This window comes from Mycobacterium barrassiae (genome assembly GCF_025822765.1).
Lineage (GTDB): Bacteria > Actinomycetota > Actinomycetes > Mycobacteriales > Mycobacteriaceae > Mycobacterium > Mycobacterium barrassiae.
In genome coordinates this window covers 26,559-43,904 of the sequence record NZ_JACKUK010000026.1, presented here as the reverse complement: position 1 = coordinate 43,904, position 17,346 = coordinate 26,559, and the positions used below count along the sequence as shown (strand labels likewise).

The window sequence follows — 17,346 nt, the reverse complement described above, 5'->3', positions numbered from 1 at the left end:
TCCGCATGCCCATTGCCCGGCGCCTCAACCCGCTAGTGCCACAGGACCAAAACCGACCGAGCGATCCGGCCTCGGGGAACCGTCAGGTCTGATAGGTGCTCAATTTGTCGGTGCGAGTACGCTTCTCAAGGTAGCGCTCACGAGTCACGAGATATACCGGGAACGCCATCGATACACCGATGTAAGACAACGCCACGAAGAACCAGCCCCATTTATACCCCAGGCCGATTCGCTTGCAGTCGAATACAACCCACACCATGAATACGAGCCAGGCGATGGCCATGTCGATGCTGAGGAACGCCGCGGTGCCACCAGCCGCGATCGCGTCGCCGAAGAACGCGACCGGGTTGAGGATGTTTCCCCCGGCGGCCATCCATTCGAATGCGTGCGGCCAGGTCAACAGCAACGCGACGACGCCGGCAAGGATGAAAAAGCCGTGTCGAACATTGGTTGACGTGGATGCAGACATTGCTGGCCTCCTCAGATCGGATCGCCGCTACGAACGGCCGGCAGCGCGTGTTCTGTGGCGGTGTTCTGCCTGACCCTGGCGTCGCCGGCTGCTACCCGCGGCAGGAAGGAAGCGGACATCCGGATCATGACCGCCGCGAGGCCAATACTCACCACCGTTGCCGCCACAACGACCGATGTCGAGGTGTTCTCGAGATGAATAGCGATGATCGTCGGCCAACCCAAGCCGAAGTTGGCGCCGAAAAAGGTGCATGGAAAAAGCACCAACAGACCGAGTAGATGCCACTGACTGGCGGTGCGGGCACGCAGCTGAGATGCCACAATGGCGAAGCAGATCACTTGAGCCGTTTCGAGCACACCAATCACCAGCGGGTACTCGAAGATCCGAAATACATGCGGCCCCCAGTAACTGTAGAGTCCGCCGTTGATGCCGACGATCTCGAAGACGGCGGATTCAAGCAGCGTGATGCCGGCCAAGCCGAACAGCTTGAGGCGGGTCATCGTTCCCCGACTGATCTGGTGAGCGATGTACATCGCCGGAGCGGCGTAGAGCACCACATATCCGCTATGTGTCCAGATCGGCTGCGGGATGTCAAACGCCGTGAAATGCGTCCACATGCCTGGTGTGGAGTAGAAGTACAGCATCATCGCAACGTCGTAGAGGGGTTCGGCGAATGCGCCTACGCCGGCTGCCAACACGATGAGGGCGTAGAACGGTGTCCGCTCGCGCACACCCAACCAGATTGCGATCGCCAGGAGTACCGCGGTCAGGCCCCAGCTGACGCTGGTCAGGACGGCCTGCATGGTGAGATTCAGTTCATGATCGACCGGCGGCACGGTGATAGCATAACAGTCGATATTTAATATGGTAAGACCAACATTGGGAAGGTGTACGTCGATGAGCCCAACGAAGCGTGAAATCTTCGCACCGGATGTGTTGTCAGATAAGCGGATCCTCATTACCGGCGGCGGAACGGGTCTCGGCCGCGGAGTGGCCGGTCGGCTGGCCAGGCACGGCGCCGAAGTGCATCTTTGGGGCCGGCGTGGCGCGGTGCTCGCCGAGGCCGCCGAAGAGGCTGCCGACGGCCGCGAAGGCGCCGTGCATTATCAGACTGTCGACGTGCGGGATTCCGCCTCGGTGGACGCGGCGGTCGACGAGATCTGGGAGCGGCATGGGCCGCTGACCGGGCTGCTCAACAACGCCGCCGCGAACTTCATCGCCCCGACCGCCTCGCTGAGCCAGCGAGCCTTCGAGGCAGTGACGTCGACCGTCATGACCGGGTCGTTCAACACCACCGTTGCCCTAGGCAAGCGGTGGATCGCCGCCGGCCTGCCCGGATCCGTGCTGTCGAACCTCACCACGTGGGTGTGGTCCGGATCGGCGTTCGTGGTCCCGTCGGCCATGGCGAAAGCCGCGGTGCACGCGATGACGATGTCCCTGGCGGTGGAATGGGGCCGTTACGGAATTCGGATCAATGCGCTTGCACCGGGCCCTATTCCGACCGAGTACGCGTGGGAGATGCTCAACCCCACTGACAAGAGCTCCGTCGGGGCCACGCAGGTGGATCAGATTCCCCTCGGTCGATCCGGCACCATCGACGAGTTGGCGAACCTGACCGTGTTCGCGTTCTCGGATGCCTGCGATTACCTCACCGGTGAAACCATCGCGATGGATGGCGGTCAGCGGCTCGCCGGGCCGAACACCTTCGCCGGCCTCACCGCGCTGAGCGATGCAGACTGGGCCGAGGCCCGGGAGCGCAGCAAGGCCGCCTCGGCCGCCGCCAAGGCGGCGCGTTCGGTGTAGGGGCCGGCCGCGATTCAGGCGATCGGATCGCCGGCCAGCCGTTCGCCTGCCGCCAAGAACGCCGGTACAAACGCCGGGTCAGCGTAATAGGGGTCGCCCACGCCCGCGTCGAACCGCCTGCCGCTGTATTCGTAGAGCGCGGCCAGCTTGTACATCGCCAGCGCGGCATACCAGTTCAGCCCCGACAGGTCGGCGCCAGTCCGGTCGGCGTAGCGGTCGAGCAGCGCCGTGCGGCTCGGATAACCCGCCTCGAGCACCGCGGTGGCCATCGCTGCAGTCGGGACGACCGGCTCGCCCTGCACCGGCCACGACGCGAGAAGGTACCCGAGGTCCGCAAGCGGGTCGCCGATGGTCGCGAGCTCCCAGTCCAGTACTGCGGCGACACAACCCGTTGTGAGGTCGACGATCATGTTGCCGATACGAAAGTCGTTGTGAACGATCGATGTTGCGGATTCGGGCGGCGCATATGACAGCAGCCACTCATCCAACGGGGCAAATGGCTTGGGGATGGATCCGTCGATCTCGATCAGCGACCGCATTCGCCGCAACTGCCGCGCGTTGAAGCCCTCGGGCTTGCCGAAGTCGCCAAGACCGACGTCACGCCACGGAACGGTGTGCAACGCGGCCAGCGTGTCCACGAGAGACTCGCCGATGTACCGTCGCAGCTCCACGTCGTCGCCGGTGGCCGGTGTCGATTCGGTGATGACCGTCCCATCGACGAACTCCATCACGAACATTGGAACGTCGAGCAGCTCGTTCGCGGAGGCGGTGGCCAACACCCGGGGTGTGGGGACATCCGTCTCTGCGAGTGCATGCAGCAGCGTGGCCTCCCGCAGCACATCATGGGCACCCGGGGGCAGAGGCGGTGGCGGCGGACGCCGCACCACGACTTGCGAGTGGCCGTCGGACACCAGGAACGTCAGGTTGGAATGGCCGTCGCCGATGGGCGAGGCGGTAACCGTCGGGCCGCACAGACCGTGCTCGGAGAGATACTTGCCCAGCTGGTCGAGCTGCTCAACGGACCAGAACCACGTCATCTGGCCTGACCTGTGAGATAGTCCAGATAGCTTCCCTGCCAGTGAGTCTCGAACTGCCCCGCACCTTGCTCGCCATCGATGACCGCACGGCATGCGCCTTCGCGGATCACGGTCTGCAACCGGTCGTGCGTCGGCAGTTCGATGACCCCGAACACATCGAGTTCCAGCTCGGTTCGGGTCCCGGTGACGTCGGTCAAGGTGGCCCGCAGCCGGCGTTGCCGCATCTGCTCACCGTATTCGGCGTGTTGGTCGATGTGCTGAATCGGGTAGGTCACCCCATCACTCACGACATACCCGGCGAAACCCCACTCGCCCTTGGCGATCCAGATCCATCCGTTGACGGCCCGGCCCGATTCGGTGTACGCGACAAACCATTTCCAATGCTGCGGCACACCCCAGTCGCGAACGCCCCAGGAATGGTCGCGGTGACCGATCCGGTCCCACTCGATGCGGCGACCGGAGACCTCGATACCTCCGTGCACCCGGCCCGTCTGTTCGATCCGGTTCACCGCGAACCATGACGGCAAGCCGTCGGGGTTACTGCGGTAGCTGAATGCGTCGTGAATGCCGGTGAAGGCGAATTCGATCCGGACGTCGTCACGGTCGTAGGTCATCAAACAGGACTTCAGCAGCTCGGGCTGACTCAGCGTCAGGCCGTCGAATGTCAAGTCGTCCAGATCGGCTTCGTCGGGTATCCGGCCGGCGTGTTGGTGCAGCGCCAACGGTCGCGCGTCCGGTCCCCACACGCAGACGTTGTACCCGGCCTTTCCAGTGCCAGTGAGGTACAGATAGACCTGCATGCCTAGTTCGTGTTCCGGCATGGTCAGCTGCCAGAACAGACTGTCGCGGGTGCGCTCCCCAGCCACCGGCCGGTGCCGAAGGTCGTCGGTAGGGTGCAGCCCGCTGTCCTGCTCGCTCGCGGTCGTCACCGCGACTCAGCCTGTCGAAGATTCAGCGCCTGACCGCGGGTGTCGATTTCCAGTGCAGACCGCAAGGAGTCGTTCTCCATGTTGCGCACCAACGCGTTCTTGGTGGAGCGCACACCCTCCCAAGAGTTTTCGGCGATGGTTTCGGCCATCTCGAGGGCCGCCTCGAGCGCGGTGTCCGCATCGGTGAGTCGGTCGACCAGGCCGATCCGCATCGCTTCGGCGGCCCGCGCAGTCCGTCCGGTGTACGCCAGCTCTGCTGCCCTGCCAGAACCGATCAACCGGGCCAGGTTCCACGATGTGCCGAGCTCGCCGATGGACAAGCCGATCCGCACGAAACCGGCGCTGAAACTCGCTGTCTCGTCGGCGACTCGGATATCGGCGGCTAGGGCCAATGACAACCCGCCACCGGCCGCGGGGCCGCTGACTGCAGCTATCACCGGATAGGGCAGGCCGCGCAGTCCGGTCGACACGGACGCGGCGGTTTCGATGAGATCCGTGAACTCCGGCACCGTCATCGTGGTCAGAGCATCGACCTCATCGAGGTCGAAGCCGGTGCAGAACGCCTTGCCTCCTGCGCCGGTGATGATGAGTGTCCGCAAGTGCGCAGTTCGTAGAGTGGCTGCGGCCCAAGCGAGTTCGCCGAACATCTCGACTGTCTGCGAGTTTCCCCGGTGTGGCCGGTTCACCGACATCACGAGGATGTCGGGTCGAACTTCGTCGAAAGCCAGGGTATCTGCGGTGCGCAGTTCCTCGAGGACATCGGCCAGCGGCCGCCGCGCAACCCGATTCCAACGCTTCGTGCCGATCTTCATGCTCACCGCCCGGCGAAGTTCGGCGCACGTTTGGCTTTGAAGGCGTCCAGCGCCTCGGTCATGTCCTCACAGCGCGTCAGGAGTGCCTGACCGCGATTCTCCAGCTCGAGGGCTGCGGCGAAGGACGTGACTTCCATGTTGGCCTGCAATGCCCGTTTGGACATCCGGATGCCCCCGGGGGAGTTCGCACATATCTGCGTCGCCATGGCCAGCGTCTGGTCGAGCAGGTCATCGGCACCGGTCACCCGGTTGAGCAGACCGATGCGTTCTGCCTCCTCGGCCTCGACCATGCGTCCGGCGAATGCGATCTCGGCGGCCTTGGACGGACCGATGAGCCGCGGCAGCAACCAGGAGGCACCCAGATCGCCGGCCGACAGCCCGATTCGGACGAATGCGGCGTTGAACTTCGCCGCTGGCGATCCGAGCCGGATGTCGGCCATCAGTGTCAGCGACATACCACCGCCGGCGGCAGGCCCGTTGACCGCGGCGATCACCGGTACTGGGACCCCTCGCACGGCGCCGAGCGCCCGGGCGGCGCGCTCCTGAAGGTCCAGCATGCCCAGAGCCCCCAGTGTCGGAAGCTTTTCGGCATCGTCGAGGTCGTAGCCCGAGCAGAACGCCTTGCCCGCCCCGGTCAGGATCACCACCCGGACGTCACGGTCGTCGCCGATCTCGCGCGCGACCGCTTCCAGCTCGTTGAACATGGTCGCCGTCATCGAGTTGAAACGGTCGGGCCGGTTGAGCGTCACCTGGACCACACCGTTTGCGGGCGACACGAGAAGCAATGTTTCATAGCGCCGTTCGAGATCAATCATGAAGCCACCTCCGGATGATCAGACGAATTCGGGTGCGCGCTTGTCGATGAACGCGCGTAGACCCTCGAGCGCCTCGCCGCGTTCGAACAACTCTTGAACCTGTTCGACCTCGTAGTGCAAGCCGTCGGCCAGCGGTCGATCGCAAGCGGCATCGACGGTGCGGACCACGGCGAGTTGGGCAGGTGTGGACGCAGCGGCCAACTGATGGCCGAGATGCCACGCGGCTGCCCCGGCGGTTTCCCCCGGGTCGGCCAAGCGATCGATCAGGCCGATCCAGTACGCCTCATCCGCCTCGACCTGCCGGCCCGTGAGCATGATGTCGAGTGCGCGGCCACGGCCGACCAGACGGGGCAGCCGCTGTGTTCCACCCGCGCCGGGGATGAGGCCCAGTTTGACTTCGGGAAGGCCGAGCCGAGCCGATGTTGCGGCGACCCGCATGGTGCACGCCATCGCCAACTCGAGACCGCCCCCAAGAGCCAGGCCATCGATGGCGGCGACAGAGACCAATGGCAGGCGGGTGAGTCGATCAAGTGCCGCACGTAGCCCGTCGCCATACTCCCGGAACGATGCCGCGTCGACCGACGACATGTGTTTGATGTCAGCGCCGGCGGCGAAGAAGCCCGGCACCGACGACGTCATGATCAGCACCTTGGCGTCGGCCACCTCCGCGGATCCCATCGCCGCGTGCAGGCCGTTGACGATCGCGGGCCCCAGCGCGTTGGCGGGTGGCCCGTTCAGGTTGATCTCGACGATGACGCCGTCCCGTCTCCAGGTTACGGGCGCCGGTGATTCATTCATGGGGATCTCATTCTGCTGGTGGAGGATTGGCTCAGGCCATAGTCAGGCCGCCGCTGACGGACAGCGTCTGACCGGTGGTGTATTCCGCGGCATCGGAGGCGAAGAACGCGACCGCCGCGGCGATGTCGGACGGCTGGGCCAAGCGCTTCATCGGCACCGAGCGGGTCATCCCGCCGATCACCTTGTCGGCATCCTCGCCGGACGCGTCCGCGAACTTGCGCAAGGCGGGCGTGTCCGTGGGGCCGGGGCAGACCGTGTTGACGGTGACACCCTTGGTCGCCACCTCGCGCGCGAGGGTCTTGGTGAACGCGATGATGCCGCCCTTGGCCCCGGAATAGACCGCCTCCAAAGACGAGCCGACTCGGCCGGCGTCCGAACCGATGTTGATCACCCGTCCAAACCCCCGCTCCACCATTCCCGGCACGATGGCGTGCATGACGCGCAGTTGGCCCTTGAAGTTGATATCAAGGATCTTGTCCCAGAAATCTTCCGAGGTTTTCAGGAAGGGCATGAAGTCGTCCCAGCCGGCGTTGTTGACCACGATCTCGATCTCACCGAGTTCTGCGACGACGGTCTTGACTGCACCCTTGACCGACTCGGTATCGGTCACGTCGACCTGAACGGCGACGGCTTCGCCACCGGCGTCGGTGATGCGTTTCGCGGTGGCTTCTGCGGCTTCGAGGTTCAGGTCGGCGACGGCGACCCGGAACCCGTTGGCGCCGAGCGTCTCTGAGATGCCCTGGCCGATGCCTTGGGCTCCGCCGGTGACGAATGCGACGCGATTGCTCATATGTTCTCTCCTCTGACATTCGGTGATGGGACGGTCTAACGGCAGGACGGTGCGCTTGGGTTCGACCTCCAGTCGATCGGACCCGCGACGATCGAATGGCTGGTCAGTTTCCTGCCGAGGACACTCTGGGCCGCGCGGGCCGCATCGATGAGCCCCGCCAGCGAAACCCCGGTGGATACGCCCATCTCCTCGAACATGCTGATCAGGTCCTCCGACGCGATGTTTCCGGTAGAACCGGCGGGCACGGGGCAGCCGCCGAGTTCCCCGAAGCTCGACTCGAAGCTGGTGCAGCCGGCCCGAAGTGCGGCATACGCGTTGGCGAGGCCCTGGCCGCGGGTGTTGTGGAAGTGTGCGGTGACCTCGACGCCGGGGAGGCGCTCGATGGCGGCGGCGAAGAACTCCTCGACATAGGCGGGATTGGCCATCCCCGTGGTATCGCCGAAGCCGACCTCGGTGGCACCTGCCGCGGCGAACTGCTCGGCGATGTCGAGCACCCGCGTCATCGGCACCCTGCCTTCGAACGGGCAACCATACGATGTCGCGACGACGGCGGCGCATCGCAGATCTTCGGCAACGATGCGCTTGGCGATGATCTCGTTGTCGGCCATGGATTCCGCGATTGTCCGATTCACGTTCTTCTTATTGTGCGTCTCCGATGCGCTGACGAAAATGGCCACCTCGGAAAAGGTCTGGCGGACCCGCAGGGCGTTGTCGAGGCCCTTGCTGTTGGGCACCAACACCATCAACGAGACGTCGTCAGGCGTGTCGACGCCGTTGAGGACCTCGACACCGTCGGACAGCTGCGGGATGACGTCGGGCCGCACGAAGCTGGCGACCTCGATCCGCTTCAGGCCGGTGAGGGCGAGTTGGTTGATGAGCCGAATCTTGTCGGCGGTGGCGATGGTCTCGGGCTCGTTCTGAAATCCGTCGCGCGGTCCCACCTCACGGATCTCGACGTGCGCGGGCAATCCGTTCACAATGTGTTCCTTTCACGGTCGAGGCGCTCGCGGAATTCCGGGGCGGCGATCGCGGCCATGCGCCTGGCCCGCTCGCCGATGCTGCAGCCGCGCAGGTGTGCGACACCGTATTCGGTGACGACGGCATCGACGTCGGAACGCGCAGTGGTGACGACCCCACCGTCGAGTGCGGCCTTTATCGTGGACCGACCTCCCGACGTGGCGCGCAGTGCGATGATCGAACGCTTTCCGGTGAGCGCGGCGGCCCTGGCGAAGTCCACCGACCCACCGACAGCGCCGACGTATACCCCGCGGCTGACCTCGGCGCCCACCTGACCGGTCAGATCGACCTCGACGGCGAAGTTCACCGAAACCAGAGAGCGCAGCCGCGAAAGCACCAGCGGGCTATGGGTGTAGCTGGTCGGAAGGAATCTCGCTGGCAGTTCCGGCACTCGGTGGTAGAGCTCCGCGGAACCCAGTGCAGTCCCGGCCACTATCAGCCCCGGATCGATCTCTTTGCGGCTGCCGGTCGCCACGCCCTTGTCGACGAGGCGGAGCAGCCCGTCGGTGATCATGCCGGTGTGAAACCCCAGGTCCTGGTGTTCGGCCAGCGCGTCGAGCACCGCTGCGCCCATCGAGCCCACTCCCAACTGCACCGTGTCGCCATCCTCGACGAGTTCGGCGATATGGGCGGCGATCCGTCCCTCGGTGACACCCGGTGCGCGGGTCGGATCCTCGGGCAGTGACCGGTCGGTGTTGATGGTCGCCGCGAAGCGCTCGAGCGGAATCCGTTGGGTGCCCAGGGTGGCGGGCATCCTCTGGTTGATCTCGGCAATGAGTACCGGGGTGTGCCGCAGTGCATCGGCGACGTAGTCGACGCCGATCCCCAACGAGCACCTGCCGTGCTCGTCGGGCGCCGACACCTGAACGAGGCCCACGTCAGACGGCAACCGGCCTTCGGCGAACATTCGTGGGAGCGCCGAGTAGTGGCACGGCACAACTTCCAGGCGACCCGATTTGCCGAGCTCACGGAGCTCACCAAGCCCGCCGTAGGAGAACATCGACACGGCTTCGGGCATGCTGACCGCGAGTTGGTCGTTCCAGCTGAGCCCGGTGAAAACCCGTAGCGGGCCGATACGTTCGGTCTGCGCGATCAGCGCGTCGACGAGAGGGCGCGGCTCGGCGGCGGCTTGCCCCCACCAGACTCCGGCTCCCTTGGTCAGATACTTGCTGAAGTCGATCACGTCGGTACCCGCTGGATCAACGTGCCTGTGCCCAGGCCCCCGCCGCAGCACATGGTGACCAGGCCGAGATCGGCCTCACGGCGATCGAGTTCGGCGACCATGGTCGCGATCAGCCTGGCGCCGGTGGCGCCGACGGCGTGGCCTAGTGCGATCGCTCCACCATTGACGTTCACGCGGTCTGCTTCTGGCTGGAGCTCGCGCTGCCAGGCCAGGACAACCGACGCGAAGGCCTCGTTGACCTCGAACAAATCGATATCCGCGACGCTGATAGCATTGCGCTGCAACAGTTTTCGCGTCGCGGGAATGGGCCCCGTCAGCATGATGATTGGATCCACGCCGACCGTCGTCTGGTCGACGATCCGCGCCCGTACCCGGAGATCGAGCCGGCGCGCGGCGTCGCCAGAACACAGAAGCACCGCGGCGGCGCCATCGCTGATCGGCGATGAGGATCCGGCGGTGACTCGTCCGCCTTCTTTTCGAAATACCGGCTTGAGGTTGGCCAGCGTCTCCACGGTCGTCTCGGGACGCACGCATTGGTCGGAGTGGCGGAGCTGGCCGTCGAGGGTCATCGGGACCATCTCGGCGAAGAATCGGCCGTCGGCTATCGCCTTGGCGGCGTTCTGGTGCGAACGCGCGGCGAAGGCATCCATCTCGTCACGGTCCAGCCCCCATTGGTCGGCGATCATCTCGGCGCTCTCGCCTTGGTGCACAAAGCTGTAGCGGTCACGCAGCTCGGCCGGCCAAGGGTCCCCGTACAGTTCGGAGAGCTTGACGGGGGAGTCGATGGGGACGTGGCCCATGTGTTCAACACCGCCGGCAATCACGACGTCGTGAGTGCCCGAGGCCACCAGTGCCGCACCCATCTCCACTGCGGTCTGCGCTGAGCCGCAGCGCCTGTCCAGCGTCGTCGCCGGTACCTCTGGCGGATAGCCGGCCTGCAACCAGGCGTTGCGGGCAATGTTGCGGGACTGCTCACCAAACGGGGCGGTGCAGCCGATCACCAGGTCCTCGACCACCTCGGCCTCGATACCGCTTCGGGCGATCAACTCGGCGTAGCAGGCGGCCAACATCGCGTTCGGGTGCGTGTCCCGGTACCAGCCGCGCTCAGGGTGGGACTTGCCGGTAGGAGTGCGTACGGCCTCGGCGATGTAGACCTCGCGGCCTGTCGAGGCGAATGGCCCGGTCACCTTGCGGCCCATCAGATCACCGTCCCGCCGTCAACGGGTAACACCTGTCCGGTGATGTAAGACGCGGCGTCCGAGGCCAGGAAGACGAACGTCGGGGCGATTTCATCCGGGAATGCCCAGCGCGCCAAGGGAATCCGGGCCAACGTCTTGGCGGCCAGCTTCTCGTTGCTCCGGATGTTCTCGGTCATGGCAGTGGCGGCCAGCGGCGCAACGGCGTTCACCGTGATGGATTGGCGGGCCAGCTCGCGCGCGAGCGACTTCGTCAGCCCGACGATGCCGGCCTTTGCGGCCCCGTAGTTGGCCTGCCCAATGGTCCCGGTCAGTCCGGCGGCGGAGGTGACGTTGATGATGCGCCCCGTGCCATCGGTCGGCAGGTGTGCCAGCGCCGCTTGGCTGCAGACGAAGCTGCCCACCAGGTGGATGTCGATGATGCGGCGGAAGTTTTCCTCGGACAGGTCCGCGAACATCGCCGGCGCGATAGCGCCCGCGTTGTTCACCAGGATGTGCAATGTGCCGCCGCCCATTTCGGCGGCCGCCGCGGCCGCTTCCGCCGCCGCCGCCGAATCGCGCACGTCGAGCACAAATGGTGTAGCGGTGCCGCCGCCGGCGGCGATGGATTCCGCTGTCGCCACCGCAGCGTCCTTGTCGACATCGGTCACCAGTACCGCGGCGCCCGCCGCGGAAAACGCGCGGGCGATCGCCTCGCCAACACCGCTGCCCGCCCCGGTCACCAACGCCGAGCGGCCGTCGAGCCGGAACACGTCACGCCGCTGTGTCATCAGTAGCTCCTCGGCAGGCCCAGCACGTGCTCGCCCAAGTAGTTGAGGATCATCTCCTGGCTGATCGGCGCGATGCGGGTAAGCCGCGCCTCGCGGAAGTACCGCGCCACGTGGTACTCCTCCGAGTACCCCATGCCGCCGTGTGTTTGTAGTGCTCGGTCGGCCGCGTCGAAACCGGCGTCCGCACACAGGTACTTCGCTGTATTGGCCTCGCGTGCGCAGGGTTTGCCTTGGTCGTAGAGCCAGGTGGCCTTGCGCAGCACCAGCTCGGCTGCGTCCAGGCGGGCCAGCGAGTCGGCCAATGGAAACTGCAGGCCCTGGTTCATGCCGATCGGCCGGCCAAACACCTCGCGTTCGTTGCCATAGCGAACTGCTGTGCGCAGCGCGGCGCGCCCGATGCCCAGCGCTTCGGCGGCGATCAGACAGCGCTCGGGATTCAGACCATCGAGGATGTAGCGGAAACCCTCACCCTCCTCACCGACGCGGTCCTCGACCGGGATCTCGAGACCGTCGATGAACAATTCGTTGGAGCTGACCGCGTTTCGGCCCATCTTCGAGATCGGGCGGATCTCGACCTTGCTGCGATCAAGGTCAGTCAGGAATAGTGTCAGGCCTTCGGTCTTGCGCTTGACGTCCTCGAGCTTCGTGGTCCGGGTCAGCAGCAGGACCTTCTCCGATTCCAGCGCCTTGGAGATCCATACCTTTCGGCCATTGACGATGTAGCGATCGCCGTCACGCCGCGCGAAGGTCGTGATCTTGGTCGTGTCCAGTCCCGCGCCCGGCTCCGTGACACCGAAACATACGTGCAAGTCGCCGGTGACGATTCGGGGGAGCGTGCGGGCCTTGAGCTCTTCGGATCCGTGCACGATCACCGGGTGCATTCCGAAGATCGACAGGTGCATCGAGCTGGCGCCATTCATCCCGGCCCCGCTGGCTGCGACTTCCTCGAGGATGATGGAGGCCTCGGTAATGCCGAAGCCGTGCCCGCCGTATTCCTCTGGCGTGGTGATGCCGAGCCAGCCGCCCTCGGCGAACGCGTCGTAGAACTCGGTGGGAAACTCGTGCGCTTGATCCTTGGTCATCCAGTAGTGATCGTCGAACTTCCCGGCCAGCTCGGCGACGGCTGCGCGGATCGTTTGCTGATCCTCGTTCAACTCGAAGTCCACATTGATCTCCGCTCGACGAACCCGTGGATAATGCTATGGGCTAATGATACTAATGGCCAGACCAAAAAGAAAGGCCGATCTGTGTCACACGCGGCGATACCTGGTCAGGCCGGGACGGGGATCAGCGGCAACGCCTTTGCGATGCGTTCGTTCCATGCCGCCGGCGCGCCGAACAGCACTTCGTTGAGCTTGGCGCGCTTGTAGAACAGGTGCAGATCGTGCTCCCACGTGTAGCCCACGGCTCCGTGAAGGGTCAGCGCGCTGTCGGCGAGTTCGGCGGCGTGACCGGTGACTTGCGCCTTGGCCACGGCCGCATGAGTTGCGCGCTCTGCCAAGCTTTCTTCGACCGATTGTGCTGCATAGAAGACGATGGACATCGAGGACTCCACGGTGACCAGCATCTGCGCTGCGGTGTGCTTGACCGCTTGGAAGGCACCGATCGGCTGGCCGAACTGTTGGCGTTGCTTGCTGTAATCGACGGCAAGCTGGAGCATTCGCTCAGCGGCACCCAGCGTGTCGGCGGCGACGAGAATAGCTGCCCTGGAGGCCATTTCCTCAAGCACCGCGTTGGCGTCAACATTCAATCGGCATGCAGCGACGTCATCGAAAGTGATGTCTGCGACTTCCCGGGACCGATCCAGCAGTGCGCGTGAGCGGATGCCGACCCCCTCCGCGGCGGAGTCCACCAGCCACAGGTCGGTGGTACTACCGTCGGTGGCGGGGACAAGCAGCCGTCGTGCCCGCTCGGCGCCCAGCACGCACGGTATCCTTCCGCGAAGCCGATCGCCCGAACGCTCAACCGATGTTGCCGCAGGCACGCGGTCGGCCCGCACCGCCAATGCGGTCACTTCACCGGACTCCACCGCGGCGTTTAGCAGGTCTGGATCGTCGGCCAGTGCAGGCACGACGATGGCGGACTGCAGCCAACCCGCCGACGGTGCCGCGGCACGGCCCAATTCGCGTGCGGTGAGCGCGAGTTCGAGTACACCGCCACCCTGACCTCCGAAGCTTTCGTCGAAGCCGACACTGGCCCAACCCTCCTCCACAAAGAGGCGCTCAAAGTGGGTGTGGTCGCCCGCTTCGAGCCAACCGCGCACCACCGAGGAGTCTGCACGTTCCTGCAGCCACTCCCTCAGCGACGCGACGAACAGATCCTGCTCGTCTGAGAGCTCCCAGTGCATCGGTCCTTCTCCCATCGCCATTCCGGTTGCAGGGAACGGCCAAATAGAATAAATGGTATTTTAGGTCTGACCATAATCCATTAGGTGGTGCGATGGAAGCAGCAGATGCAGCGACGACATCTCCGCGCTCCAATCTCAAGCTGAAACCTGTGGAGGTTCCCAAGGCGTCAGATGTCCTCGCCAGCGAGCTGCGTGAGCGGATCCTCAACGGTGAACTCGCCGAGGGCGCCCCGCTACCGGCCGAGCGTGAACTCGTGAAGCAAACGCAGATGAGTCGAGCCACCGTGCGTGAAGCGCTGCGCATCCTCGAGGTGCAAAACCTGGTCCGCGTCAAAGCCGGGCGCGCTGGCGGAGCATTCGTCCAGCGGCCCACCACTAAGTCGATGTCCAGCTCGGTGAGCATGCTGATCCGCGGACGGCGCATCAAACTGGTCGACCTGATGGAGACAAGGGAGGCGCTGGAACCGTTCTGCGCCGAGCTTGCCGCCCGCAACCGTGACGCCGTGGATCTCGCCGAAATGGACCGTGCCAACGAGGCGATCGCCTTCCCGGACGCCGATCTCGAACAGTTCCTGCAGGCCAACCTGGATTGGCACGTGGCAGTCGCGGTCGCTAGCCACAATGAACTGTTGATCGGCTTCATGGTTGCCCTATCGCAAGCGATCTATGCGGGCACGCAAGATGAAGCTTTCATCGATGCCGAGGTCCGTGCGGTGACAACGACGGCACACCAGATGATCACAAGCGCCATCCGGGATCGTGACGCCGCGACCGCGGCGCGGCGGATGCGCAAGCACGTGCATGGCTACGCTGATGCACTGGCCGAATCCGACGAGCGCGAGGCGATCGTGGTCGGCGACGCCGCCGTTGGCGAATAACTCACCGTCCTTCTCGGGGCATGCCCCGAGAAGGGGAGCAAAAGGTGCTCGTTCGGGGGAAGTCCCGCGTCGGCCGTGTCGGCGAGGATGACGACTGTCATGACCTCACTTCCGCCAGACTTCAGGACCGATGTTCTGGGCGAATGCCAGATCGCGTCTCCATTGCGCTCGACTGGATTCATGGACCCATCGAAACGGCTCTTGTTCCGCGCCGATCTTGACGAGTTACGCACGCAATTTCTTGCCGGAATCGACCCTCCTGCCTTCGAGTTGGCGGGACCGCAGGAAAATATCTACTTTGAGCCCGACACCCTGAAGTGCGGGATCGTCACGTGTGGGGGGCTCTGTCCCGGCCTGAATGACGTCATACGATCGATCGTGGTCTGCTTGCGCGAAAGATACGGTGTTGCAACGATCCACGGCTTTCGATTCGGCTTCACGGGTCTGGCCGAGCAAAACGCGCTGCCGCCGATCGAATTGACCACCCGCCGCGTGAGTCAGATCCACGAAGTCGGCGGTACGGTCCTGGGCTCGTCCCGCGGACCGCAACCGGTCGACGAAATGGTGGACACACTCGAGCGGCTCGGCATCCAGCTGTTGTTCGCCATCGGGGGCGATGGAACATTGCGCGGTGCGCATTCGATCGTCGAGGAGATACGACGACGAGACCTCAAGATCGCCGTGGTGGGTGTACCGAAGACGATTGACAACGACATTTCGTTCATCGACACGTCATTCGGATTCGACACGGCGGTCGAGGCCGCACGCCAAGCGACGCGAGCGGCATATGTGGAGGCGTCGTGTCATCGGTCCGGTATCGGCCTGGTGAAGCTGATGGGACGCGACTCCGGGTTCATCGCCAGCTTCGCCACTCTGGCGGATACCCAGGTCGGCCTGTGCCTCATCCCAGAAGTCGCGTTCAGCCTTGACGGGGTCGTCCGAGTGGCCCGACAACGCATTGAACGGGATGGATACGTGGTGATCGTCGTCGCTGAGGGGGCGGGCCAAGATCTGTTGCCGGAGGCCACTGAATGGGATGCGTCAGGAAACCGGCGCCAGGGCGACATCGGCACTTTCTTGCGAGAGAACATTCCGGAAAGGATGCGGGCTGAAGGCGTTTCGGTGAGCCTGAAGTACATCGACCCCAGCTACATGATCCGCAGTTTGCCTGCCAATGCTCGCGATGCCAACTTCTGCCTGCGGTTGGGTCATGCGGCCGTTCACGCGGGGATGGCGGGCAAGACCGACACGGTCATCGGTTCCTGGCGACGGCGTTTGACCCTTGTGCCTATACCGACGGCGGTCTCGTCGCGAAAGAAGGTCGCCACGGACGGCTACCTCTATCGGACAGTGATCTCGGTGACGGGTCAGCCAGACGACATGCTGTAGACGGTCCCAGTTTGAAAAGTTGCCTCGTTCGGGGGAAGCCGCGGCCGGTCGCATGGGTGAGGATGCCGATGTATGACCTCTTCTCAGCGCCAACCGCGCATCGTCGTACTTGGTGGAGGCTCGTGGGGCACCACCGTAGCGTCCATTTGCGCCAGGCGTGGGCCGACGTTGCAGTGGGTGCGGTCCGAGGAGACCGCCAATGACATCAACGAGAACCACCGCAATAGCAAGTACCTGGGCAATGAGGTCGAGTTAGCGCTCACGTTGCAGGCCACCACGGACTTCTCCGAGGCAGCCGAGTGCGCCGACGTCATTGTGATGGGGGTGCCGTCGCACGGTTTCCGCGCAGTACTGACAGAACTGGCCAAGGAGTTGCGGCCGTGGGTGCCGGTGGTGTCTTTGGTGAAGGGTCTCGAGCAGGGCACCAACTACCGGATGAGCGAGATCGTCGACGAGGTGCTGCCAGGTCATCCGGCCGGCATCCTGGCCGGGCCGAACATCGCACGTGAGGTCGCCGACGGCTACGCGGCCGCGGCCGTGCTCGCGATGCCCGATCAGCATCTCGCTGCGCGGCTCGCGGAGCTGTTCCGCACGAGGCGATTTCGGACCTACACCACCGACGACGTGGTTGGCGTGGAGATGGCGGGGGCGTTGAAGAACGTGTATGCCATCGCGGTCGGAATGGGCTACTCGCTCGGCATCGGCGAAAACACGCGCGCGATGGTGATGTCGCGGGCAATACGCGAAATGTCCAAGATGGGCGAAGCGGCCGGCGGACACCGCGACACGTTCGCGGGTCTGGCGGGCATGGGCGATCTGATCGTCACGTGCACGAGCCAGCGCAGCCGCAATCGTCACGTCGGCGAGCAGTTGGGCTCGGGTAAGTCGATCGACGAGATCATTGCGTCGATGAATCAGGTCGCCGAGGGCGTCAAGGCGGCCAGCGTGATCATGGAATTCGCCGAGAAGTACGGGCTGTCGATGCCGATCGCGCGCGAGGTCGACGGCGTCATCAGCCACGGCGCAACCCCCGAAGGCGCGTATCGCGGCCTTGCCGCCGAGAAGCCCGGCCACGAGGTCCACGGCTCGGGCTTCTGACATCTGGGTGCCCCG

18 protein-coding genes are annotated in these 17,346 nt (G+C 64.6%); 4 read left to right on the top strand and 14 right to left on the bottom strand.

Annotation, left to right across the window (positions count from 1 at the left end; genetic code table 11):
* Positions 1-82 precede the first annotated feature (82 nt).
* Both H7J93_RS16645 and H7J93_RS16640 read right to left on the bottom strand, forming a co-directional pair.
* Positions 83-469 (bottom strand): DUF2834 domain-containing protein, encoded by a 387-nt coding sequence (locus tag H7J93_RS16645; protein ID WP_267307414.1) that lies wholly within the window; start codon positions 467-469, stop codon positions 83-85.
* An 11-nt stretch (positions 470-480) separates the two neighbouring features.
* Positions 481-1,428 (bottom strand): hypothetical protein, encoded by a 948-nt coding sequence (locus tag H7J93_RS16640; RefSeq protein ID WP_267307413.1) that lies wholly within the window; start codon positions 1,426-1,428, stop codon positions 481-483.
* On the opposite strand from H7J93_RS16640, the gene H7J93_RS16635 reads away from it, so the two are divergent.
* On the top strand, positions 1,367-2,272 hold the full coding sequence (locus tag H7J93_RS16635; RefSeq protein ID WP_267307412.1) for an SDR family oxidoreductase: 906 nt from the start codon (positions 1,367-1,369) through the stop codon (positions 2,270-2,272). The two genes, H7J93_RS16640 and H7J93_RS16635, sit on opposite strands and share 62 nt — an antisense overlap.
* 14 nt (positions 2,273-2,286) lie before the next feature.
* Here the strand turns inward: H7J93_RS16635 and H7J93_RS16630 are convergent, their stop codons facing one another.
* From H7J93_RS16630 to H7J93_RS16575, 12 genes are all read right to left on the bottom strand, one after another.
* On the bottom strand, positions 2,287-3,309 hold the full coding sequence (locus H7J93_RS16630; RefSeq protein ID WP_267307411.1) for a phosphotransferase family protein: 1,023 nt from the start codon (positions 3,307-3,309) through the stop codon (positions 2,287-2,289).
* Entirely contained in the window at positions 3,306-4,238 is a 933-nt protein-coding gene (locus tag H7J93_RS16625) for a DUF7064 domain-containing protein (RefSeq protein WP_267307410.1), read from the bottom strand. The genes H7J93_RS16630 and H7J93_RS16625 overlap by 4 nt, the downstream gene beginning before the upstream one ends.
* Positions 4,235-5,050, bottom strand: coding sequence for an enoyl-CoA hydratase/isomerase family protein (locus H7J93_RS16620; protein WP_267307409.1), 816 nt, complete (start codon positions 5,048-5,050; stop codon positions 4,235-4,237). Before H7J93_RS16620 ends, H7J93_RS16625 begins: the two co-directional genes overlap by 4 nt.
* 2 nt (positions 5,051-5,052) lie before the next feature.
* Positions 5,053-5,865, bottom strand: coding sequence for an enoyl-CoA hydratase/isomerase family protein (locus H7J93_RS16615; RefSeq protein ID WP_267307408.1), 813 nt, complete (start codon positions 5,863-5,865; stop codon positions 5,053-5,055).
* 18 nt (positions 5,866-5,883) lie between these two features.
* Positions 5,884-6,663, bottom strand: a complete 780-nt coding sequence (locus H7J93_RS16610; RefSeq protein ID WP_267307407.1) for an enoyl-CoA hydratase/isomerase family protein — start codon at positions 6,661-6,663, stop codon at positions 5,884-5,886.
* 31 nt (positions 6,664-6,694) lie between these two features.
* Positions 6,695-7,453: an SDR family NAD(P)-dependent oxidoreductase gene (locus H7J93_RS16605; protein ID WP_267307406.1), complete on the bottom strand. Its 759-nt coding sequence runs from the start codon at positions 7,451-7,453 to the stop codon at positions 6,695-6,697.
* A gap of 35 nt (positions 7,454-7,488) precedes the next feature.
* A complete protein-coding gene (locus H7J93_RS16600) occupies positions 7,489-8,430 on the bottom strand; it encodes a hydroxymethylglutaryl-CoA lyase (RefSeq protein ID WP_267307405.1) in 942 nt (313 codons plus the stop codon).
* Complete coding sequence (locus tag H7J93_RS16595; RefSeq protein ID WP_267307404.1) at positions 8,427-9,653, bottom strand: acetyl-CoA hydrolase/transferase family protein; 1,227 nt, start codon at positions 9,651-9,653, stop codon at positions 8,427-8,429. The genes H7J93_RS16600 and H7J93_RS16595 overlap by 4 nt, the downstream gene beginning before the upstream one ends.
* The gene (locus H7J93_RS16590; protein WP_267307403.1) at positions 9,650-10,852 is read right to left on the bottom strand and encodes a thiolase family protein; all 1,203 of its coding nucleotides are present in this window, start codon (positions 10,850-10,852) and stop codon (positions 9,650-9,652) included. Before H7J93_RS16590 ends, H7J93_RS16595 begins: the two co-directional genes overlap by 4 nt.
* On the bottom strand, positions 10,852-11,619 hold the full coding sequence (locus tag H7J93_RS16585) for an SDR family NAD(P)-dependent oxidoreductase (protein ID WP_267307402.1): 768 nt from the start codon (positions 11,617-11,619) through the stop codon (positions 10,852-10,854). The genes H7J93_RS16590 and H7J93_RS16585 overlap by 1 nt, the downstream gene beginning before the upstream one ends.
* The gene (locus H7J93_RS16580; RefSeq protein ID WP_267307401.1) at positions 11,619-12,785 is read right to left on the bottom strand and encodes an acyl-CoA dehydrogenase family protein; all 1,167 of its coding nucleotides are present in this window, start codon (positions 12,783-12,785) and stop codon (positions 11,619-11,621) included. The genes H7J93_RS16585 and H7J93_RS16580 overlap by 1 nt, the downstream gene beginning before the upstream one ends.
* Before the next feature lie 104 nt (positions 12,786-12,889).
* Positions 12,890-13,966, bottom strand: coding sequence for an acyl-CoA dehydrogenase family protein (locus H7J93_RS16575; RefSeq protein ID WP_267307400.1), 1,077 nt, complete (start codon positions 13,964-13,966; stop codon positions 12,890-12,892).
* Between the two features lie 92 nt (positions 13,967-14,058).
* Here H7J93_RS16575 and H7J93_RS16570 point away from each other — a divergent pair, with 92 nt between their 5' ends.
* From H7J93_RS16570 to H7J93_RS16560, 3 genes are all read left to right on the top strand, one after another.
* Positions 14,059-14,844, top strand: a complete 786-nt coding sequence (locus H7J93_RS16570) for a FadR/GntR family transcriptional regulator (RefSeq protein ID WP_267307399.1) — start codon at positions 14,059-14,061, stop codon at positions 14,842-14,844.
* A gap of 99 nt (positions 14,845-14,943) precedes the next feature.
* Positions 14,944-16,233: an ATP-dependent 6-phosphofructokinase gene (locus tag H7J93_RS16565; protein WP_267307398.1), complete on the top strand. Its 1,290-nt coding sequence runs from the start codon at positions 14,944-14,946 to the stop codon at positions 16,231-16,233.
* A 72-nt stretch (positions 16,234-16,305) separates the two neighbouring features.
* On the top strand, positions 16,306-17,331 hold the full coding sequence (locus H7J93_RS16560) for an NAD(P)H-dependent glycerol-3-phosphate dehydrogenase (RefSeq protein WP_267307397.1): 1,026 nt from the start codon (positions 16,306-16,308) through the stop codon (positions 17,329-17,331).
* Positions 17,332-17,346 lie beyond the last annotated feature (15 nt).